This is a genomic window from Leptospira wolbachii serovar Codice str. CDC, assembly GCF_000332515.2.
GTDB lineage: Bacteria > Spirochaetota > Leptospiria > Leptospirales > Leptospiraceae > Leptospira_A > Leptospira_A wolbachii.
In genome coordinates, this window is sequence record NZ_AOGZ02000016.1 from 11275 (window position 1) to 30970 (window position 19696).

General features: G+C 37.6%; 23 protein-coding genes. 9 read left to right on the forward strand and 14 right to left on the reverse strand.

The annotated features are described in order from the left end of the window. Nucleotides 1-38: 38 nt before the first annotated feature. Nucleotides 39-1028, forward strand: a complete 990-nt coding sequence (locus tag LEP1GSC195_RS17470; RefSeq protein ID WP_015682814.1) for a P-loop NTPase family protein — start codon at nt 39-41, stop codon at nt 1026-1028. On the opposite strand, the gene LEP1GSC195_RS17475 is transcribed toward LEP1GSC195_RS17470, so the two are convergent. The 7 genes from LEP1GSC195_RS17475 to LEP1GSC195_RS17505 form a co-directional block, all read right to left on the reverse strand. Next, the gene (locus LEP1GSC195_RS17475) at nt 1021-1443 is read right to left on the reverse strand and encodes an acyl-CoA thioesterase (protein WP_015682877.1); all 423 of its coding nucleotides are present in this window, start codon (nt 1441-1443) and stop codon (nt 1021-1023) included. The genes LEP1GSC195_RS17470 and LEP1GSC195_RS17475 overlap by 8 nt on opposite strands. Beyond that, nucleotides 1444-3084, reverse strand: coding sequence for a glycerol-3-phosphate dehydrogenase/oxidase (locus LEP1GSC195_RS17480; protein WP_040507226.1), 1641 nt, complete (start codon nt 3082-3084; stop codon nt 1444-1446). A gap of 4 nt (nt 3085-3088) precedes the next feature. Then, nucleotides 3089-4015 (reverse strand): diacylglycerol/lipid kinase family protein, encoded by a 927-nt coding sequence (locus LEP1GSC195_RS17485; protein WP_015683053.1) that lies wholly within the window; start codon nt 4013-4015, stop codon nt 3089-3091. Then, nucleotides 4015-4656, reverse strand: a complete 642-nt coding sequence (locus LEP1GSC195_RS17490; protein WP_015682965.1) for a TetR/AcrR family transcriptional regulator — start codon at nt 4654-4656, stop codon at nt 4015-4017. Before LEP1GSC195_RS17490 ends, LEP1GSC195_RS17485 begins: the two co-directional genes overlap by 1 nt. Next, nucleotides 4656-6272, reverse strand: coding sequence for an FAD-binding oxidoreductase (locus LEP1GSC195_RS17495; RefSeq protein WP_015682873.1), 1617 nt, complete (start codon nt 6270-6272; stop codon nt 4656-4658). Before LEP1GSC195_RS17495 ends, LEP1GSC195_RS17490 begins: the two co-directional genes overlap by 1 nt. An 88-nt stretch (nt 6273-6360) precedes the next feature. Beyond that, nucleotides 6361-6813, reverse strand: a complete 453-nt coding sequence (locus LEP1GSC195_RS17500) for a hypothetical protein (protein ID WP_015683033.1) — start codon at nt 6811-6813, stop codon at nt 6361-6363. A gap of 41 nt (nt 6814-6854) precedes the next feature. Then, complete coding sequence (locus LEP1GSC195_RS17505; protein ID WP_002991590.1) at nt 6855-7160, reverse strand: HU family DNA-binding protein; 306 nt, start codon at nt 7158-7160, stop codon at nt 6855-6857. Between the two features lie 177 nt (nt 7161-7337). Between LEP1GSC195_RS17505 and LEP1GSC195_RS17510 the strand changes: the two genes are divergently transcribed. Next, nucleotides 7338-8615, forward strand: coding sequence for an STAS domain-containing protein (locus tag LEP1GSC195_RS17510; RefSeq protein ID WP_015682906.1), 1278 nt, complete (start codon nt 7338-7340; stop codon nt 8613-8615). Nucleotides 8616-9072: 457 nt separating this feature from the next. On the opposite strand, the gene LEP1GSC195_RS17520 is transcribed toward LEP1GSC195_RS17510, so the two are convergent. Then, nucleotides 9073-9609 carry a hypothetical protein gene (locus tag LEP1GSC195_RS17520; RefSeq protein WP_015683031.1) on the reverse strand — a complete coding sequence of 179 codons (537 nt, stop codon included), beginning with the start codon at nt 9607-9609 and terminating at the stop codon, nt 9073-9075. A 78-nt stretch (nt 9610-9687) separates the two neighbouring features. Here LEP1GSC195_RS17520 and LEP1GSC195_RS17525 point away from each other — a divergent pair, with 78 nt between their 5' ends. Next, nucleotides 9688-11190, forward strand: a complete 1503-nt coding sequence (locus LEP1GSC195_RS17525; protein ID WP_015682971.1) for an HDOD domain-containing protein — start codon at nt 9688-9690, stop codon at nt 11188-11190. A 2-nt stretch (nt 11191-11192) separates the two neighbouring features. Next, the gene (locus LEP1GSC195_RS17530) at nt 11193-11444 is read left to right on the forward strand and encodes a hypothetical protein (protein WP_015682863.1); all 252 of its coding nucleotides are present in this window, start codon (nt 11193-11195) and stop codon (nt 11442-11444) included. Nucleotides 11445-11446: 2 nt separating this feature from the next. On the opposite strand, the gene LEP1GSC195_RS17535 is transcribed toward LEP1GSC195_RS17530, so the two are convergent. Next, nucleotides 11447-11887 (reverse strand): Crp/Fnr family transcriptional regulator, encoded by a 441-nt coding sequence (locus LEP1GSC195_RS17535; RefSeq protein WP_002991522.1) that lies wholly within the window; start codon nt 11885-11887, stop codon nt 11447-11449. 109 nt (nt 11888-11996) lie between these two features. On the opposite strand from LEP1GSC195_RS17535, the gene LEP1GSC195_RS17540 reads away from it, so the two are divergent. Next, a complete protein-coding gene (locus LEP1GSC195_RS17540) occupies nt 11997-13076 on the forward strand; it encodes an acyltransferase family protein (RefSeq protein ID WP_040507228.1) in 1080 nt (359 codons plus the stop codon). Here the strand turns inward: LEP1GSC195_RS17540 and LEP1GSC195_RS17545 are convergent. Genes LEP1GSC195_RS17545 through LEP1GSC195_RS17560 form a run of 4 tightly spaced genes read right to left on the reverse strand, consistent with a single transcriptional unit; the run spans nt 13018 to nt 15895 of the window. Then, the gene (locus tag LEP1GSC195_RS17545; RefSeq protein ID WP_015683056.1) at nt 13018-13620 is read right to left on the reverse strand and encodes an NADPH-dependent FMN reductase; all 603 of its coding nucleotides are present in this window, start codon (nt 13618-13620) and stop codon (nt 13018-13020) included. The two genes, LEP1GSC195_RS17540 and LEP1GSC195_RS17545, sit on opposite strands and share 59 nt — an antisense overlap. Continuing rightward, nucleotides 13617-14267, reverse strand: coding sequence for a DUF1569 domain-containing protein (locus LEP1GSC195_RS17550; RefSeq protein ID WP_015682887.1), 651 nt, complete (start codon nt 14265-14267; stop codon nt 13617-13619). Before LEP1GSC195_RS17550 ends, LEP1GSC195_RS17545 begins: the two co-directional genes overlap by 4 nt. 7 nt (nt 14268-14274) lie before the next feature. After that, nucleotides 14275-14985 (reverse strand): ParB/RepB/Spo0J family partition protein, encoded by a 711-nt coding sequence (locus tag LEP1GSC195_RS17555; protein WP_015682927.1) that lies wholly within the window; start codon nt 14983-14985, stop codon nt 14275-14277. Then, nucleotides 14969-15895, reverse strand: a complete 927-nt coding sequence (locus LEP1GSC195_RS17560) for a ParA family protein (protein ID WP_015682996.1) — start codon at nt 15893-15895, stop codon at nt 14969-14971. Before LEP1GSC195_RS17560 ends, LEP1GSC195_RS17555 begins: the two co-directional genes overlap by 17 nt. A 184-nt stretch (nt 15896-16079) precedes the next feature. Between LEP1GSC195_RS17560 and LEP1GSC195_RS17565 the strand changes: the two genes are divergently transcribed. From LEP1GSC195_RS17565 to LEP1GSC195_RS17580, 4 genes are read left to right on the forward strand one after another with little or no spacing between them, the layout of a single operon-like run. Beyond that, complete coding sequence (locus LEP1GSC195_RS17565) at nt 16080-17105, forward strand: putative porin (RefSeq protein ID WP_232227860.1); 1026 nt, start codon at nt 16080-16082, stop codon at nt 17103-17105. Between the two features lie 36 nt (nt 17106-17141). Continuing rightward, the gene (locus tag LEP1GSC195_RS17570; protein ID WP_015683000.1) at nt 17142-17816 is read left to right on the forward strand and encodes a M48 family metallopeptidase; all 675 of its coding nucleotides are present in this window, start codon (nt 17142-17144) and stop codon (nt 17814-17816) included. After that, complete coding sequence (locus tag LEP1GSC195_RS17575; protein ID WP_040507229.1) at nt 17817-18305, forward strand: low molecular weight protein-tyrosine-phosphatase; 489 nt, start codon at nt 17817-17819, stop codon at nt 18303-18305. Beyond that, a complete protein-coding gene (locus tag LEP1GSC195_RS17580; protein WP_015683016.1) occupies nt 18293-19564 on the forward strand; it encodes an NAD(P)/FAD-dependent oxidoreductase in 1272 nt (423 codons plus the stop codon). The genes LEP1GSC195_RS17575 and LEP1GSC195_RS17580 overlap by 13 nt, the downstream gene beginning before the upstream one ends. On the opposite strand, the gene LEP1GSC195_RS19885 is transcribed toward LEP1GSC195_RS17580, so the two are convergent. Next, complete coding sequence (locus LEP1GSC195_RS19885) at nt 19550-19690, reverse strand: hypothetical protein (protein ID WP_015682895.1); 141 nt, start codon at nt 19688-19690, stop codon at nt 19550-19552. The two genes, LEP1GSC195_RS17580 and LEP1GSC195_RS19885, sit on opposite strands and share 15 nt — an antisense overlap. Between the last annotated feature and the right edge of the window lie 6 nt (nt 19691-19696).

Below are 19696 nucleotides of genomic sequence, written 5' to 3' on the forward strand. Positions count from 1 at the left end.
CACGACTCTAATTTATTTCTTAATAATGGCAACATCCCTTGATTGATACTAAAGAATCATTATCCCAACTGGTTTCTGACGCACTGCTCGGGGAAAAATATCCTATTGCAAAGATCATTTCTAAAATTGAAACCGAGAAAAATTTAGAATTTAGAGAGTCTTTATTTCATGAACTATCTCTTCAAAAACCAGATTTTAAAGAAGGGCTCACCATTGGGATTACAGGAACTCCTGGTGCCGGCAAATCTTCGTTACTCGGTGAGTTATGCCGTTTGTTTTTAGAATTTGCTCCCGATAAAAAAATGGCCATTGTAGCCATCGATCCTTCTTCCAATGTAAGTGGTGGATCTATACTCGGAGATAGAACTCGTGTCACACTTCCTAGAAGGGACATTCGACTCTATTTCCGTTCCCAACCTTCCCAACTGGAACTGGGAGGCCTCAATCCCTACACTTATCATGTCATCCGATTCTTAAGAAGAGTATTTGATTACGTATTCGTTGAGACTGTAGGGATCGGACAAAATGAAATTTCGGTATCACTCATCTCTGATTTATCTTTTCTTGTGATGCAACCTCTCGGTGGCGACCAAGTACAATTTATGAAGTCTGGAATTATGGAAGTTCCCGAAGCCTTTATCATCAATAAATGTGATGAAGAGTCTCTAGCCAATTCTAGTTACTATATGTTACAGTCCACTTTGGAATTTATCAAAGACATCCTTCCAAACCACACCCTTCCACCCATTTTCAAAACATCAGTAACAAAACGAAAAGGAATCGAAGAACTATTACAATACATCCTTCATTATGAAAAAAGGAAGGACAAAAACGAAGAAACACTCACCCAACTCACACAGTGGATTCGCAATGAATATGGCAGGTGGGGAATTTCGATTTGGGAAGAACTCGAATCATCCAAGTGGAACCAGGCAGTCAAACGAAACCCACTTGGCGGAATTCATAAATTAAAGTATGAAGAAGAGGAACGTAAAATTATATCCTCCATCCAAACAAAAATCAAATAAGAACTTTTAAAAAAACATCTGGGATAGGGCATGGTTTTCTTTCCGCATAATCAAAGAATACGATTGCAGTTTTGGCTCTTGCTATTTCTTTTCCACCATTTTTATGAGTGATGACATACACCATTTCTAAAGACTTTTTGGATACATTGTCCACATAAAGTTGCATCTCGAGGTCATCAGGAAAAAAGGCTTCTGATTTATAAACAATCGCCACATCAGATACCACGATCCCCTTCCCTTCTACATTGATTTCCGTCCAACCTTGGAAATGGAAAAAACGAGCTCGGCATTCGTGTGTCAAAGTTAAAATCGCATCATGAGCTAAATGGCCCGCAAAGTTAATATCCGAGATCCGGACACTTAGATCTGTTGAAAAAATTTGTTTCTCAGGGATATCAATTGAGATTCTTGCCATTTAGTCCACAAACCACTTGTATCTTTGGTCAACAGCTTCCATTTCTTCTTTGGTTCGATCGGTATTCCATCCAAGTGACTTGGCAATTTTTTTATCCAAACGGATTCGTTCCGAAGGATCTAGAATACCAACAGTGCCAACCCCTGACCTTCTAAAATAAAAATCCGTCAGGTGGAGGATATCTTCATGAGTGACCAAGTATTCCACTTCTTCTTCATAATAAATTTCACCGTTGGGAATACGATAGGAATCACTTCCTTCTAATGATAAAATCTTCCAAGCCACACTTCCATAACGTCTTGCCAAAGTATCAATTTTAGATCCTGGAGTTTTCGGGAATTTAAACTGTAATTCAGTTGTAAGTTCTTTTAGGTTTTGGTATCTTCCACCTAAAAGTGGAGTGAATTTTGTAACGCAAGTTGATTCACTTCCTTTAAAAAACAAATCAATCGCATTTACTAATGTTTCTGCAACGGCACGGCTCGTTGTATACTTTCCACCTAACGCAGAAAAGAATCCAGGGAATCCTTCTTTTTCATAATGAAAGATTTCTGATTTCCGTGACGCAGAATAAGTACCTTCTGTACTACCTGGATCTTCTACTAAAGGCCGAAGGCCACCATAATAATAATCCACATCTTTTAACGTTAATTTTGCAAATCCAAAACTATGATTCACTTCATCCAATAAATCTACGATTTCTGATTGTTTAACCTTAAAAAAATCGGGATCATCTTCATAAGCAGTATCTGTGGTTCCTACGATGGTTTTACCTCGCCATGGTATGACAAAAAGATGAGAACCGTCTCTTTTGGACAAAACTACACATTCATTCCCACAAATATTGCGAACCACAGCATGGATTCCTTTAGAGCGAACTAATTTTTTTTCCGCGGTGACACCGGTCATTGACTCAATCACATCAGCCCATGGGCCTGCGGAATTCACAACAACCTTAGATGAAACTAGCACCTTTTTGCCAGAAATAGAATCAGTAAGTCCAACCGTATAACCACCGCTATTCTGTTTTTTTAAAGTAGTAACAGAAAGGTAATTAAAAGCATGGGCACCTTTTTCTTTAGCTGACAAAATAAATTCAGTTGTATGTTTTTCCGGATTGGGATTGGCATAGTCATAGTATTGAAAACTACCCTTTAAGGATTTTCGGCTGAGCCCAAGAACTTTATAAATGGTTTCAGCAAATGAATTCCACCTGTATCTGGGAAGTTGGACATCTGGATCAATTTCATCATTTCTGTCAAAAGAAAGTGCGTTGTACAATTCCATTCCAAAAAACAATTGAATACGTTGGAACCAAGATCGGATCGGGATGATAAAACCCATAGGACGAACCGCATGAGGGGAAATTTTTGCGAGATACCTTCTTTCCGATAAGGACTCACGAACCAGGGCAAATTCAAAATTTTTTAAATACCGCAGTCCCCCATGAATCAATTTGGAAGTTGCTTGGCTAGTTCCAGATGCATAATCATTTTTTTCCACAAGTAGGCAATTGTAACCACGAAGGGTTGCATCCCAAAGGACATTGGCACCGGTGATCCCACCGCCTATGATGATCATGTCATATTCGCTTTTAAGATTCTTTAATCGGGAACTTTCATTTTTTGTAATTTGTTTCATTCTGTTAACATTTGATAGGCAATACTTTGGAAAGAACTTTAAAGTGAGCAGGAAGTTGGCCCATGTTCTCACCATCCACGTCGATAAAAACATCTTCTTCCGAATCTGCTGTTAACTCTGTAATTTGTTTGGAAATGACTTTGGAATCCTCTGATAACTGCCCACGATATAGATAACCAAACTTACGCAAGGTTTCCATTACTGTAACATCTTGGATGGCAAGTAAATCCATTTTACCATCGTCAAGTTTTGCTTTTGGGGCAAACCACATTCCACCACCCGCATACTCTCCGTTAGCACAAACAATCAACCTACATTTGTTTGTAATTTTTTCAAATTTGGATAGTGTGAGAGTGATTTTTTTGTTTGTATAAGTGAATAAACCAAGAACCGTATATAACAAAAACACTCCCTTCCCTCCTATGATGGAGGCAAGTTTGGAACGATTGACTTTATAAACCACTTCCCCACCCATTCCAAAATCAGCCAAATTCAAACAAAGATAATTTCCTTTTGTTTTATCCGCTTTTGTATAAGTGACCGCAATCAAATCGATTAACTTTTCTGTTCCATTAAGAATCTGTTCTAATGCTTTGATGGGATTTTTAGGAACTTTGACTGTTTTTATAAAATCATTCCCCCTACCCGCAGGGATAGGACTAAAAACAACATTTTTGTTAATTAATTTTCCGTTTTCAAAAAGTCCATTGATGACATTCGAAAATGTACCATCCCCACCGATACCTATAATCCAATGAAACCCTTGTTTGACGGCGTCTCTTGTTATATCACGAGCTGCTCGTTCTTTCGTGGTAGCTTCATACTCATAAGGAATTCCCTTTTTTTGTAACTCAGGTTCTACTTGTTTCCAGACTTTTGCAGAGAGACCTCCGCCTGATACGGGATTTAGAATTACTTTAATTTTTCTCATCAAGTCTCTCCTTTGTTACCACCAGAAAATAATCCATAGAATAATACATGTTCAATCGTTTCTAGATAGGCTTTTTCACTTTTAATTTCGTTTTGAAAATGCCCATCTAATATCACTTCAACCGCACCACGGATCATACCCCAGGCAACGGCAACGTTTGGATAAGTTCCTCTAGTATTGATTAGGTTTTCTTGTTTTGCTTGTTTATAGATTTTTTCTAAAAGTGTTAACCGATTTGTTCTTTCATCTGTTAAAAGTTTCCGCAAGTCATCAGAAACATTATCAATGTTTAAATTAACTCCGCATTGTTTTGCAACAAGATACATATGTCGATCTCCTAAACAATGATCAATATATGCCCTGATTGCTTTTCGGGACATTTCGATGGCTGTTTGTGCTTCAAAGGCTTTTTCCAAACGGACACGAAGCCTCACATAGTCCTCATAGGAAATGCGAGCCATCAAATCATCTTTACTTTTGAAATGGAGATAGATCGTTCCCCGACCTATCTCCAATTGTTTTGCAATATCATCCATCTTCACAAGGGAAGGATGTTTGATTCTAAAAAGTTCAATGGCACAATGGAGAATATCTGTTTCTCTTTGCGCAAATTCTCTTTTTTTCCTTTCAGAAACACCCATTATTTAAGTCCTAACAATCCGCCTGGATTCATGATTCCTTTCGGATCGAAAGTCTTTTTGAGAGATGATAAAATCCTGAGTCCTTCTTTTCCTACTTCCTGTTCCATCCATGGAGATAACATCCGACCGATCCCATGATGATGCGAAAGTGAACCTCCATGTTTATGGATGCTATCAATGATTCCTTTGTGAAATTTTACAAAATCAGTGACTTCATTTTTTTTACCCATAGGGCTTAGGAAAATAAAATACAAATTGGCTCCGTTCTCATAAGCGTGAGAGATATGAACCATACAGGATGTGTTTTCATGACTTTTGATATAAGCACGAGTTTTTTCCCAAAGTCCATGCAGGTTAGACCAGCTAACGGCCGTTTCCAATGTATCAATCCTGATTCCTTCATCCATCAGGTAATCTCTAAGATAAGCACTGGAATACCTTTGGTGTAACCATTTATTTACTGGCGATTCCCCAGTCGAAAAGCCACCATTCCGTTTCGCAATTTTTTTAATCTTTTTTAAAACTTCTTTTGCGTAAGCCGGATCCCCATCCACAATGATATGCATGAGAGATCTTTCCATTGGTTTGTAACCGATGAATCGTAAAAACAAATCTTCTTTTCCACCATGAAGGCCACTCATCTGGAAGGAAATGTCTGTTTCTTCCGGGTCTTGTATCCGAAAGAAATGAGGTTTTCCAAAACCTGCTTGCATCACATCTCTCATTGTTTCCACAGCCTTTTCAAAGTTTTTAAATATAAAAGAACCTTTGGCTGAATTTTCTGGATGGTATTTGCGAATCTTTAATGTTGCCTTTGTGATAACGCCAAAACTCCCTTCGGTTCCAAGAAACAATCGAAATAAATCGGGACCAATGGATGCTGCAGGATAAGCTTTGGATTCAAACTTTCCTGAGGGAGTAATTGCCGTTAGGCTAAGGAGAATATCTTCGATCTTCCCATAACCTGTGGAGGCTTGACCAGCACCTTTTGCGGCAATCCAACCACCAACAGTAGAGAATTCAAATGATTGTGGGAAGTGACCGCTAGTATACCCACGTTCATTTAAATGTTTTTCCAAAACAGGTCCATAAACTCCAGCCTCTACCGTCACAGTAGAATCAATGGCATTGAATTCGATGATACGATTGAGACGAGATAAATCTAAAGAGATTCCACCTTTGGGAGCTTGTAAAGCTTTGGTGACTGTGGAACCAGCACCATAAGGAATCACAGGAATTTTACCAGCATTCGCTACTGCGATAATTTCTATCACTTCTTGTTCATTTTTTGGTGACACAACCACATCCACCACATCATTAACTTCACCAAATCTTGCTTTATAGATTTCTGTGTAGAACTTACCTATGGAATGTCTTGCTCGTGACGTGTCATCTAACGAAACATAGTCTTTACCAACAATTTGTTTTAACTTTGTAAGAGTGGCAGTGGAAATTTTTGATTTTTTTAAAGACTTTAGAGGAAGTTCTCCTTTGGGAAGTGAAGTTTTGAACTCTTTATCTACGGGGAACTGCTTTTCCAGAAATTTTAATGTATGTTCCGGTAATTTTTCTTCTACGTCGGGAGATCCCCATTTATAAATCGTACGAGTTTGCATATTTGTACCCAAAAGTCCTTATTTGTTCCAGAATTTGAACTAAGTTCAATGTTTGACAATTAAAATAAAACTTTGAGTCGAAATTTCTTCACCCACGCAGTTCTTTGATGTATTCAGCTCTGACATGGTCTACAAATTCATTAGTTAAAGAGGTTCCGAATAATGCGGATAAGGTTTCCACTAGTACATCATCTATATCAAACCCTGTTAAAATCCATTCGATGAGTTCAAATGTAATGTCAAGTGCGGGTGTGGGAAATAACTCTGATTTCCCTTTAGCGATCTGTAACAACAGATTGGTGATCTTAGATAACTCTTTTTTATCAATGAAACTTCGAATTTCAGTGGGATAGGATACCATTAACTTTTGTTTAATGGCGTTGGGAGTAAAAACAATCTGCTCTTCTGTGAGATCCAGTGCCTTTAATAAATGGTCTTTTAGATTTTTTTCAGAATGATGGCTTTCTTGCCAAACGAGGAGAATTTTCTCTCCTACGAGAGAATCTTCAAAAGGTAAAAAAGGATAAGGTTTTTTATCCATAAAATGCCCAGGGGGACATCCTCCTGGGTTCACAAACTAAATTATTTTTTAGGAGGCACAACTGCATCTTTGCAAGTTTTAGAAAGTGTGAATTTAACAACAACTTTAGCAGGAATTACAATTGCTTCACCAGTTGCAGGGTTTCTTCCTTTACGTTTTGGACGATTGCGTTTAACAAGTTTTCCTAAACCTGGAATGATAAATGCACCGTTTTTCTTGGTTTCTTTATAAGCGAGATCAACAAAGGAGTCTAAGAACGCAGCCACGCTCTTTTTGGTCATACCAGTTATTTCAGCCAATTCGCTGAGCATTTCGGACTTCTTCATTGGGGTAGGAGTTGTTGCCATACTTTGATTTTCCTCTAAACCATTTAACGGTTACACATTATTTATAAAACTACATGATTTGGTACAAGACTAAATTGATTTTGGATACAATTTTTCTGCAAATTTCCTAAGAAAAACAAAGTTTTTGTAAAAAAACCTTTATTTCCCTAATGAAAATAGGAATTTCTTCCAAAACTCATGACTTCAACCAAGTATAAAAAGATCGTTGTGGTATTTAAACGTACCAAATACGAATTGGATTTGGAAACTTATGGCTCCGTTCAGGCCTATAAGGAAGTCGCACGCCAAAATCCAGAAGTCTTTGAAAGGACTTTTGAATCCCATGAACGGCAACTGGAGTCTCGCGAATTTCTGAAATCTCAAGTGTTTCCAAAGGCCGACTTTGTTTTTCGGGAAAATTTCGATCCCGAAGGTGGGACCAAATACGATTTGATTGTAGCTCATGGCGGTGATAACCATTTCACTTATGTGGCTCATTTAGCTGGAAATACCCATTTAATAGGATGTAATTCCGATCCTGATTCATCAGTGGGAGCCCTTCTTGGTTTTACTGCGGATGAATTAAAAGATGCTGTAAAAAACAACTTTGTACACACTCGATTGGAGTCGTGGTCCTTGCTTGATACCGAAATTCAGTATCCTAACGGAACAAAACTCAAAACTGTACCTGCCATTTGCGAACTTTCTATACGGAATAACAGCCCGGATCTCACTTCAAGATTTTGGATTTCCTACCAGGGCAAAAAAGAAGAACAAAAATGTTCCGGACTACTTGTGTATACAGGTGCAGGATCCACAGGTTGGATTAGTTCTTGTTTTCCAAAGAAATTCACACCATTTTCAAAGCACGAACCCTTTTTTCATGTTTATTCCCGAGAAATCCGAGTGAAGTCTCGAGAAACAGAGTTTTCCTTGGCAGATTTTAGGGCCTTAGATCAAGTGGAAGTTATTTCCGAAATGAATGGTGGACTCGCGGTTGATTCTCTTACGGAGAGACACTACCCGTTCCCACCTTACGCAAAGGCGACGATTCGATTATCGCCGGAGAAATTATTTGTAATTGTTCCGCTAAAGAGAGGGGAATCCATGCAAGACTTACCATACGAAATAGAACAGAAACGCATCAATGGAACTGTCATCGTCCAAATCAAAGGTCGTATGGAATCAGGGCCACTTGACCGTATCACACAAACGATCTTAGACGAAATGATCGGAACCGACAGAAAACATCTCATTTTGGATTTTTCAGAACTCCGATACATCTCAAGTCTTGGGATTCGAATGATTTTAGATGTGAAAATGAACTTACAAAAAAGAAATAAAGAAATGGCACTCGTTGGAGTCACCAGTTCCATCTTGCAAGTGTTTCATCTACTCGGCCTTTCTAATGCTTTTCAATTTTATGCAGACCGCGAAGAAGCATTAAAATCCTTTGAGGAGCCATCTAAGTCCTAGATGTCTCCACGAGTATCCGTTTGGATCGCAAATTCGGTCTTCGTATCTTTTGTTGTCATATCCCTATTCTATTCTCTCGTTCATTTCGAGAACGCATACTTAAAATTAGAAACCGTAACTTTAAACGAGGAAAAGAACAGGAGTTTTGCGATTGTTCAGGAACTATCTCGTGTCAAAAATCAATTTCCAATTGCTTACCAATGCCATTACAGTTTCGGTCTCAGTAGCGGTTCTCTCTATGAAATTACAGAAAGGATCCCCTACTCGATTTACAAAAAACTGCGATTAGGCGATACGATTGAGGTATATAAAAGGGAAATCAGAATTTTTGGGAAACAAACGGCGATTTCGCGAATTCGAGGGAATGAAGAATCACTCCCCCTCTTGGAAAACTTAGAAAGATACTTTCAATATGGTTTTATCTATTTACTCGTATTAGTTGGTGTTACTTTAATATTTAGGGTTTTGGGATTACTATCTCAAACTTATCCTTCGCTGCAAAAACCAAATGAGATTGACGAGATTGTTGTAAATAAGTCTCAGGATTAACATCAAAACTTACGAAACACATATATTTATCATGTTTTACTACATACATGAATTCTAAGTAATTCAGGTGAGTGTTTTGCGTCATAAAACCACGAAGCCATTTACTCTCTCGATACACTCTTTCATATTGAACGTTGGTTGCGTCAATTTTTTTGATGGCTTCCACAGACTCCTTAGAATAGTCACGACTCATTATTTCTTTTTTAAGCGTCTTAATTAGGTTATATTCTAGTTTGGCTTTATTAGGTGGTAAATTTTCAGGGCGAGTTTTATAATAGTATTCGAATAACTCTTTATCTTGTCCCTCTTTTGCATCGTGATTCTCTTGGCTCACATCGGTGGGGGTTACTTGTGGTTTTGCGTCCTGAGCAGAAATAGACACAACTGCTACAAATAACACAAAGGTAATCAAAAGGGATTTTTTCGAGAGTTCCATAGTCTTCATTATCGGAATCCTGACTCAAATTTCAAAATAAAATTTTCTGTTTTCAAAAAGAGAAACAAGGTTCAAAACAGGTTTATCATGTCGATTCCCCCACTCATCACCTTCCAGGAGGACTTTCTTTCCGGAAAACTGATTTCCAAAGAGTATGTCCACTTTTCGGAAATCGACTGCCCGGAACTGGACGTTTGGATCGGCAGAGTGGTTCGTAGTATTTCCTTGGAATTCCTACATGAAATCCTCTTTACAATTCTCAGTGAACTACTAGTAAACGGATGTAAGGCCAATGGCAAACGTGTTTTTTTCCAAGAACAAGGATTGGACCTATGGGATGAAAAGGATTACAGCAGGGGTATCCCTATGTATAAGGATGAATTTGGCCATAATCGCAAACGAGTTTTTTTAGCACTGGATCATTCTAATTACAAGATAACCTTAAGCACCATTTTCAAAGAAGACTATATAGAGTTTCGAGTCCGAAATAACGCCAAAATCCTCCCAGAAGAAAAAAACCGAATTTTAAAACGTGTCCAGGCTTCGACAAAATACAAAAACATAAACGACGCCTATCGTGAGTCAGTTGATAATGAAGAAAGTTCAGGACTTGGAATTGTATTAATTCATATTTTGCTCAGAAATTCCGGAATATCTAATCAATTCTTTCAGTTAATGACAACCGATGAATATACGGAAGTTATCATACGGATCCCGAAACAGCTCATCCCAAAAGAGAACCAAACCAATATAAAAAATCTTTTAGTTCGGGAAGTAAGTAGTCTTCCACCTCTCCCTCCGCAAATCCAAAAATTGATCCTTATCGCAAAGAAAAAAGATGTCGATTGGCATGAAATATCAGCCCAGGTCGAAAAAGATCCAGCCATTACAGCAGAAATCTTAAAAATTGCAAACTCTCCCTTATTTGGCGCACATATTCCCATCATTTCAGTACTTGAAGGTGTAAAGAGGATTGGTCTCAAAAATCTTGAGTCTATCTTTTTAACATTAGGTGCAAAAAAAATACTTAACTCTCGTTATGCGAAACAAGTATTAGTATGGACCCATTCATTCAAAACCTCTATGTACGCTAGATTTCTGATAGAAGACCGCAAAAAACATTTAAAGTTGTTGGAGCCTGCAATCATTTCAGCTTTACTCCATGACTTAGGACGAATGGTGCTTCTTTCTTTAGACCTAAGCCAAGTGAATCAGATAAGAGTTCTTAGAAGTGATGACGCAAATGAAATTTCAGAATGGGTAGAAGAATACACTTTAGGAACTACCCATTCTGAAATTGGACATCTAATGGCAGAAAAATGGAATTTCCCTGATGAAATTCTCGATGTCATCCGTTACCACCACAAACCTTGGCAATGCAAAACTCGAAACAATATCCTCTGTCAAATCATCTATCTTGCAGATATTTTAGCCAATATCGGTCGTGGCAAAGGAAATTATTTTACTGTGGAACCTGAAGTATTGGAATATTTTGAAATTACATCAGAAAAAGAATTTCGCGATATGCAAGAAAGGTTTAAGCTTAAGTTTGAGGAACATAGAGAAGAATACCAAACGCTCTTGGCTTAATTATGAACTGGAAAGAATTACTCAATCTCGAAGACCAACAATTAGAAGACCCTAAACTCGCCGATGAATTTAGTTTAGTGGGACATCCCGAATATCCAAGTATATCCTCACTTCCACCAGAAGAAACTTTGGAAATTTTAAAAGAATTTTTGATGGGAGAGGGACAAACGGTGAATATCAAAAATCTTTTAAGTTATGCACCCATTTTAGAAATCACATTAATCAAAAAAAACTTACCTACTATCTACGGGTAGTCTCATTCCACATCTTGGACATCACTAATTCCAATTTGATGTTCTTTCCCTACTTCTGTGCTAAATTCAATTTTCTTAGCTACGGATTTTTCCATACTGCTGATCAATAATTCATTTGTCCGAGCCAAACGGTCTGCCATAATCGAAACCATCTTTGCTGCAAACTTTGGATTCTTAACAAGAAAGTTTTCTAACTGTTGTTTACTTTCAATGACTGCAACTTCACAATTCGTAATCGTTCTTGCAGTGGCGCTTCTTGGGTTGGAACTAAACAAAGCCATCTCACCAAAAAAATCTCCCGGTTTCATCAAAGCCAATCGAGTTTGACTGTTGTTCACAGTAAAAAAGATCTCAACGTTCCCTTGGAGGATGATGTACATCGCATTATTCAGTTCCCCTTCTTTGAAGATTCTCTGATTTGGCGGAATGTTGAGTTTGCTCATTGATTCGTGGCTCCTGTATCTATTTTTGGCTATTTTGCCTAAAATCTGAATTCATTTTCCTTTGCACCAGGAAATCTGAAAAGAAAATGCCGTAAAGGAGATAGCATTTATGGAATGGGAATTACTAGGGATCATACTAACGGGGCTTGGGGCCTTGTATCTTTGGATCTTCCAAATCCCCTATTCTCTTCCACATCCACTTGCAACAAAACAGGGTAGAGAGAATCGATTCGATATCCTCAGAGGTTTTGCAATGGTTGGAATCGTACTCATCCATATCCATTCTTACTTTCAATTCTTTCATCCTGCTGACCAAATGGTCGTCCGAACTACTTTGTTTTTTTCCAATTTATCCCGGTTTTCTGTTCCTTTGTTTATACTAACATCTGCTATATTCTTAAGGAAAAAAGAAGGATATTGGATCTCGAAACTAAAGAATCTTCTTTTACCTTATTCAATTGCTTCAGCCATTGGGTACTTGGTAAAATATAATAATTACAATGTGGTCGAATTTATACAATTCTACATTTTAGGGAAAGTATTTGCACCCTTCTATTTTGTTCCACTTCTAATCCAATTTTATATTTTGTTTTATCTATTTGATAAACTTCTTATCAATAAGTCATTTTCCAGACTATTACTTCTTTTTTCATTTTTGGTGAACTTATCCTCAAACTTAGGATTTTTCGATTCAATACTCCCAGATGAATACCATTCCATTTCCATTTTCAATTATATATTCTTCTTTATACTGGGGATTCAAATTGGGCTTTCGCAAGAAGATAAAAATAAACCAAAAACAAAGGTATTGTTTCCATTCGGCACCTTCGCGCTGTTATTTTTTTTCCTTCTAATATTGTTTAGCGGTGTTTACGCTGCCGATTTCAAAAATCACCATTTAGTATATCCCATTTTTTTCTTTTTGGGAATTTGGGAAATTTTGCCTAAATTCAACCGCAAAGTTTCGGATTGGATCGCTTTTATAGGAAATAATAGTCTTTTTATATTCCTACTACATCCGTTTATTATTCATATAATGCACAGCTTCGATCCTTATACATTCGGAGGTCCCTTTTTAGGTTATATCGTGACTATGATTTTGAATGTGGGAATTCCTATCGGTATCGCCATTATAGTCCAAAAGGGTAAGTTTTTGTATCGATCACACCACTCTGGCGAACTGCAATGAAGGCTTTTGCATATTCTTCTAAAACATTTAACGTATAATTCAATCTACCTCGGATGTATTCATCGTCTTTCCCTTCTGGAAGTTCAGAATTTAATATAGATTCAACATGACGAACTATCAGATGATCTGGCAGATACACGATCCGTGTATTTTTATAACTAGACATTCGAAGTTCTGCATTGGGATAACTACCACCCATTCCACTGGATACAGTAATGATAAGTCCTGGTTTATGAGAAATTTCACCACCACTAAGATAAAGAAAAAAGTTTTTTAAAGCAGGGCTAGCCATCCCTGCATATTCAGGCGAAAGGAAAATGTATGCATCTGCGCTTCCAAATCCCGCACTATATTCTAACCAGAATTTTTTAATATCTGAATCCTTCTCCCACATCGCCGGCTCCCAAAGAGGAAGCGGATTTCCACCCAAATCATAAAGGGTAGTTTGGATTCCTTTTGAATCTAATGTTTTAGCAAGAAACTTACCTACTTTTAATGTTTGGGAATTTTTGCGATGGCTACCAGCAACTAAACAGATTTTCATCTAGACCCACCACCTTGGTTTTTGTTTCCTTTATGATGTGGTTTCTTTTTATTTTTCCATTTGCGACTATTGTGACCGCTGGGTTTTGTCTCTTGGTCATCTTTTTTCTTTTGTGGATGTTGGTGGTGATGGTGTTTTTTATCTGCAAATGCCTTTTCCTTCTTCTGCTCCCTTTCTTTCGCAAACCTTAATTTTTCATCACCATACAATTGGATATAACCAAATAAAAAGGCAGCGAGAATACCGTGAATTCGCTCCCATTGTTTTTTATCTAATTCACCAAAAACCGAATGTTCGGCAAAAGGACCCGAATGTAATTTAAAAGCAGTTAAAGATGTTTTCAATCGAAGTAGTGCTGAATCTGCATCTCCCAAGTCTTTTGGTGGGAACCCTGGAATTTGGTTTGCTTTCGTGTAACTTCCTTTCGATAGGAGTTTTGCAAATTTATACTTACCTAATATTTTGTTAATCGTATTTCTTTTGTTTGTAGATCCGATTCTTTGGATCGATAATTCGATTGATTCTGCTAAAAAATCATAAACTTGGCTTAAACTAATATCTGCTTTTTGTTTTTTTTCACAAGTTATAATGATTGATAACTCTCTTTCGATATCATCTATCGTTTTAAGTTTTAAAATTGACTTCATTTTTCCTCTACTCGTTGATTCCGTATTTCTTTTTAAGTGAACCTAATTCTTTCAAAAAGTTATCTCTCACTTTTCCGTTAAGTTTACTTACATTGATACTAATACGGCTGATTCCAGCTCCAACTCGGGGTGAAATGATTTCACCCCCTCTGTTCTCTTTACGTTTTAGTAATTCCTCAAGGTTCTTTACTGAAAGTGGTTTTCCGCTGATCATTAGTTCCATTACAGATTTTTGATCCAACCTAGCGATACTGCTAAGTTGTTTTACATACCTTCCACTGTAACCCAACAATTCAGATACTTCTTCTGCCGTTTTCCTTTTTTCTTTTCGAAGAAACTGAATTGCTTTACCTACTTCCCAAGGATTCAAGTTCTTCCTTTTTTCGTTCTCCGCAAGAGACATTTCATAACAAACATCTTCATTTGCATCTGTGATAATTGCAGGGATTTCTTTCCAACCCAACTTAAGCGCTGCACGATAACGACGTTCGCCCGCCACAATCAGATATTTTCCTTTATCTTTCCGAACTAAAATTGGTTCGATCAGTCCCAACCTTTCCATCGAAGGCACTAAATCCATTGTGTCATCACGACCAATTAAGCGAGGCTGAGTGGGGTTCGGGAATATCTGACTAAGCTCCAAATGAGAAGGATTTTTTTTCTTTTCAGAGTATGCAGAAATTAAATCTAAAGCTTGAAACTCAGTTTTTTTGGACATCGATTTTACTTTTAACCTCTACTGCTAGTTCTCTAAAATTTTTCATTGTGGCTAAGTCGATTTTTGCTAAAAAGGACATCTTTGCCTGAGCCTGAGGAATAGCCTCCCGTCTTTGAATCACTGTTTCAAAAACAGGAAAATATTTTTTTACCCCTTCCGCCAAACCAGCTAGGGCCTTTTGTCCCTCATATTGATTCAGAACAGCACCCAATAATTTGAGTCTTTGGTTTGCCTTTCTTTGGATTTTCTGAAAGGTCTCATACAAATCTCTAATTCCTTGCAAACTAAAAGCTCTAGTTTGAATCGGAACAAGTATATAGTCGGCACAGATCAAAGCATTTTCCAATATAAGGCCAAGAGATGGAGGGCAATCGATAATTATATATTCATACCTCGAACGCAGGGGAAGGATCGCTTCATTTAATAATTCGAAATCATCTCTTTCATACGGAGTAGTTAAATTTGCAAGCTCCAAAGTAGAAGGAAGTAAATCGAAATTTTCGCCAATTGTTTTGATAGCAGGTTCAATATTTCGCGCTTTTTTCCCGCGGTAACCTAAGTAATCCATCACAGATGGTACATCATCTTTCAAAAAAAGTTGCGTTGCGTTTGCTTGTGGATCCCAATCGATTAATAATACTTTATGATTTTCTGCAAGAGCTTCGGCAAGATACAAACTAATGGTCGTTTTCCCCTCCCCTCCTTTTTGGTTTGATATTGCAATTACATGACTATCAAAACCATCAGTTTGAGTAGGTTCAAAATATTTCAGCAAAACAGACTGCTTAAATTCACCAGTTTTCCATCCGGGTACTTTTAAACTAGATACCTTGCCCGAAAACTCACCAATGTTTAAACCAACGAATTTAGCCGCTTCCTCTTCAGTCAATGTAGGATCCGTTTTGTTCATAACCTACCAAATGGTGCGTGAGACTGCCCACCCTGTCAATTTAATTATGTCTCTTAGGGGTGAAATCATTTCACCCCTAAGAACACCCACCCCTAGAACGAAGAAAACAAAAACCATACCTTGACACCTCCCCCAGATTTAATTTAGGAATTTACAACTGAGAGGTAAAATAGATCCTAAGTTGGTGCCTAAAATATACAAATTTGCCTTTTTATTTTTACTCTTAAGCATAACTCCAGTATCCGCAGAAATAATATGGGGGCCTACAATTGAAAGATCCGGTGGAGAATATATTTTCGAAACAGGAAACAAATATCCAAATCTATCGGGAATTCGTGGGGGCTCACGAATCTCATTTCCGAGAACGTTTTCGTTACTCGGTATTCAGGGTATTATCACCAAAGAACGCTGGGAAGTAAGCGGTTCATTTAAGACAACCGGTTGGTCTCAAAAATCAGGTGAAGCCCGTGATGAAGATTTTTTCCTCGGCTCTATATCCACGGAGAATACGACTAATATCGCAACACGTGAATGGAGTTACAGAGACTCTGCAACCGTTTATGCTGGAAGTCGAAACTTCGCTGACGGCAAAGGAAAATCAACTGTCTCCGAAAATAGAGCTGAATTCTACGGAAGATATTACTTCCAGAGTGCAAACCCAAACTACTGGGCAGATGGCTCCGGTTTTTTTCTATCCGCAGGAGTAAGATATTCTTATTTCAAATATTTATTCTATGACGTGAACCAATTTATAGAATCCAATCCTGTCTTTTATGGTCCCATCGGAATCGGTCTTAGTTTTTCGAACGATCTCTGGGAATTTTTTGCCGGAGGTGGATATCGTTATTCCGCTGGCAATTTTTACCTAGACCTCAGCCTTATGCCATCTTTTGGAAGAATCAAAACCAGAGATTTTCACGTACAACGATCCATCAATTTCTTCTCAGAAAACTACGGTTTAGGTTGGGCATCAAAAGCAGAAGTTGGTTACAAAATGGGACCAAGTTGGTTGAGTTATCTAAGAATCAACCACAGAAGATTTTTTTCCGAAGGTAGATTTACGTCACAAGGTGGGCTAACAAGCGAAGACATTGCTTCAAATTTAGTCAGCGGATTTAAATCACATATCAATATAAAGGATTATTCAATCGAAATTGGATTACTTAATAAACTAGATTGGAACCAAAAATCAGAAAACTCTGAAAAGTAGTACCGAAAACAGAAGAATAAAACTTTCTAACATAAAATGATAGATTTAGAAATCGAAAGAAAAACTACGAAAGGAAGAAACATTTCACTAGTCGTATATCAGAATGGAAAGGTAGTATTAAAACATCCAGCAAAAGTTCCCAAAAAACAATTGGAAGAATTCTTGTCGGAAAAAAAAGAATGGATTCTTTCCAAACTTAAACAACTTCCGAAAGATATCCCTCAAAAGCTGAAATTCGAAGACGGAGAAAAAACTCATATTTTTGGGAATCCAACAACCATCCGCTTAAGTCCGAAAAAAATAAATATCTTCCAAAACGAAATTCTTCAGCTCCCAAATACTAATAACGAAAATTCTCGAATTCGCAAAGGTAAACTTCTATTGAAGCAAATACTCTTAGAGAAAATACAACCATTGGTAGAGAGAACATCCCTTGCCTTAAATACTAAAGTCTCAAAAGTCTCAATCAAAACAATGCGTTCTCTTTGGGGGAGTTGTAATTCAAGAAATCAAATTTCATTGAACTTAAGCTTAGTTCATTGCCCAGATCCGATTATTGAATACATCATCTTACATGAAATCGCGCATACTATCGAACACAACCACTCTTCAAAGTTTTGGAAGATAGTTGAATCACAAAACCCTGACTACAAAACTTCTGAAAAATGGCTCAAAGAAGTTGGAAAAAAATATATATATTATCTGAATTAAATGAAACAAAAAATCAAAGTTCTATTTATATGTTTAGGCAACATTTGTCGCTCTCCCGCAGCTGAAGGTGCATTTCTAAACCTGGTAAAGCAAAGAAAGATGGAACATCTATTTGAAATCGATTCCTGTGGAACCTCTGGATATCATGATGGTGATTTAGCAGATCCAAGGACTCGGAAAGTGGCGGAGAAAAGAGGGATCCGGTTAACTCACAGATCAAGGAAACTAAATAAAGCAGATTTAGCGCATTTCGACTATTTGTTAGTCATGGATGAAACCAACTTTTTGGATGTTATGAGTCTAACTAGTGAGAAAAAGATTCAAGAAAAGATATTCCTGTTTGGTAGGTTTAGAAGTGATGCAGGTGCACCCATGATTCCTGATCCATATTATAAAAACGAAACTGCATTTGAAGGCGTACAGGATCTTGTAGAAGATTGTTCTTTAGGTTTTTTAAATTTTCTAGGAGAAGACAAATGTCTCAAATAAAGAAAAAGGTTTTAATCATTGGAGCTGGGTTTGGTGGATTACAAGTAATCAAAACTCTGGCAAACCATAAGTTGTTTGATATCACCGTCGTTGATAAAAAAAATCACCACCTCTTCCAACCACTTTTATACCAAGTTGCAACTGCGGTATTATCACCCGCTGACATCGCAATTCCCTCCAGATCCATTACAACAAAATACAAAAACGTCAAAATCCTCCTAGGCGATGTCACTGAAATCGATTTCAAAAACAGACAAGTTAAATTCCAAAATAACTCAGAAACCTATGACTACTTAATCCTCGCAACAGGAGCAAGAACTAGTTATTTTGGGAACCATAGTTGGAAAGAGAAAACTTTAGGTTTAAAAAACCTGAAAGATGCTCTGGCAATTAGAAGAAGGATTCTACTTTCTTTCGAACAGGCAGAGTTAATCGGTAACTACGAAAAAGCAAAAAGTTTTATGCACTATGTAATTATTGGAGGAGGACCAACGGGTGTGGAACTTGCGGGCTCTATTGCAGAATTATCTCATAATATCATCCGTAAAGACTTTCGCAATATCGATTCCGGTATGACAAAAGTCACACTCATTGAAGCCGGGCCTAGATTACTCACTGCGTTTAGCGAAAAATCCAGTGCCTTTACCAAAGAAAAATTAGAGAGTAGGGGAGTGGAAGTTCTGACAAGTTCTCCAGTTTTAGACATTACAGACACCGGTGTCGTACTCAAAGATAGAACCATTGAGTCCAAAACTGTAATCTGGGCTGCAGGGGTAGAGGGTTCAGAGTTAGCAAAAAATATATCACTTAACAAAGATAAGGCGAACAGAATCATCGTAGATGAATTTTGTCGGACAATTGACTATCCAGAAGTATTTGTCATTGGAGATGCAGCAAACTATAGCAGAGGGCTCACACGGCCACTGCCAGGTGTCTCTCCAGTCGCCATGCAACAAGGAAGATACGTTGCTAAAATCATCGAATCGATCGAAAAAAAGAAAATCATTTCTCCATTCCATTATTTTGATAAAGGGAATATGGCAACCATTGGTAGAACCGACGCAGTCGCTGAATTCGGAAAAATTCGGTTAAAAGGAATTTTGGGGTGGCTTGGTTGGCTCTTTGTTCATCTCGTTTATCAGGTAGGATTTAAAAACAAAGTGAGTACTCTACTTAGCTGGGTGTGGAGTTATCTAACATTCCGCGCAGGGTCTAGGCTCATCCAAGAAGAAATGGATGAACTTTCAGTTCGATCTTAAGTTATAACGATTTTTGTCTGATTCAGATACACATTTTTTATAGGCTAACTCTGCATTGCCAATCCATACCGATGAATTGAGTTCAGTGTTTCCGTTAGCTGTATGTCTTTCAAGAATAGGCAACATAAAGAG

Excerpts from the sequence above, each read along its gene's own strand:
- LEP1GSC195_RS17505 (WP_002991590.1), bottom strand. The coding sequence starts at position 7,160 with ATGGCAACAACTCCTACCCCAATGAAGAAGTCCGAAATGCTCAGCGAA.
- LEP1GSC195_RS17475 (WP_015682877.1), bottom strand. The coding sequence starts at position 1,443 with ATGGCAAGAATCTCAATTGATATCCCTGAGAAACAAATTTTTTCAACA.
- LEP1GSC195_RS17495 (WP_015682873.1), bottom strand. The coding sequence starts at position 6,272 with ATGCAAACTCGTACGATTTATAAATGGGGATCTCCCGACGTAGAAGAA.
- LEP1GSC195_RS17525 (WP_015682971.1), top strand. The coding sequence starts at position 9,688 with ATGTCGATTCCCCCACTCATCACCTTCCAGGAGGACTTTCTTTCCGGA.
- LEP1GSC195_RS17530 (WP_015682863.1), top strand. The coding sequence starts at position 11,193 with ATGAACTGGAAAGAATTACTCAATCTCGAAGACCAACAATTAGAAGAC.
- LEP1GSC195_RS17570 (WP_015683000.1), top strand. The coding sequence starts at position 17,142 with ATGATAGATTTAGAAATCGAAAGAAAAACTACGAAAGGAAGAAACATT.
- LEP1GSC195_RS17490 (WP_015682965.1), bottom strand. The coding sequence starts at position 4,656 with ATGGGTGTTTCTGAAAGGAAAAAAAGAGAATTTGCGCAAAGAGAAACA.
- LEP1GSC195_RS17575 (WP_040507229.1), top strand. The coding sequence starts at position 17,817 with ATGAAACAAAAAATCAAAGTTCTATTTATATGTTTAGGCAACATTTGT.
- LEP1GSC195_RS17580 (WP_015683016.1), top strand. The coding sequence starts at position 18,293 with ATGTCTCAAATAAAGAAAAAGGTTTTAATCATTGGAGCTGGGTTTGGT.
- LEP1GSC195_RS17555 (WP_015682927.1), bottom strand. The coding sequence starts at position 14,985 with ATGTCCAAAAAAACTGAGTTTCAAGCTTTAGATTTAATTTCTGCATAC.
- LEP1GSC195_RS17550 (WP_015682887.1), bottom strand. The coding sequence starts at position 14,267 with ATGAAGTCAATTTTAAAACTTAAAACGATAGATGATATCGAAAGAGAG.
- LEP1GSC195_RS17545 (WP_015683056.1), bottom strand. The coding sequence starts at position 13,620 with ATGAAAATCTGTTTAGTTGCTGGTAGCCATCGCAAAAATTCCCAAACA.
- LEP1GSC195_RS17540 (WP_040507228.1), top strand. The coding sequence starts at position 11,997 with ATGGAATGGGAATTACTAGGGATCATACTAACGGGGCTTGGGGCCTTG.
- LEP1GSC195_RS19885 (WP_015682895.1), bottom strand. The coding sequence starts at position 19,690 with ATGTTGCCTATTCTTGAAAGACATACAGCTAACGGAAACACTGAACTC.
- LEP1GSC195_RS17485 (WP_015683053.1), bottom strand. The coding sequence starts at position 4,015 with ATGAGAAAAATTAAAGTAATTCTAAATCCCGTATCAGGCGGAGGTCTC.
- LEP1GSC195_RS17560 (WP_015682996.1), bottom strand. The coding sequence starts at position 15,895 with ATGAACAAAACGGATCCTACATTGACTGAAGAGGAAGCGGCTAAATTC.
- LEP1GSC195_RS17510 (WP_015682906.1), top strand. The coding sequence starts at position 7,338 with ATGACTTCAACCAAGTATAAAAAGATCGTTGTGGTATTTAAACGTACC.
- LEP1GSC195_RS17535 (WP_002991522.1), bottom strand. The coding sequence starts at position 11,887 with ATGAGCAAACTCAACATTCCGCCAAATCAGAGAATCTTCAAAGAAGGG.
- LEP1GSC195_RS17480 (WP_040507226.1), bottom strand. The coding sequence starts at position 3,084 with ATGAAACAAATTACAAAAAATGAAAGTTCCCGATTAAAGAATCTTAAA.
- LEP1GSC195_RS17520 (WP_015683031.1), bottom strand. The coding sequence starts at position 9,609 with ATGAAGACTATGGAACTCTCGAAAAAATCCCTTTTGATTACCTTTGTG.
- LEP1GSC195_RS17500 (WP_015683033.1), bottom strand. The coding sequence starts at position 6,813 with ATGGATAAAAAACCTTATCCTTTTTTACCTTTTGAAGATTCTCTCGTA.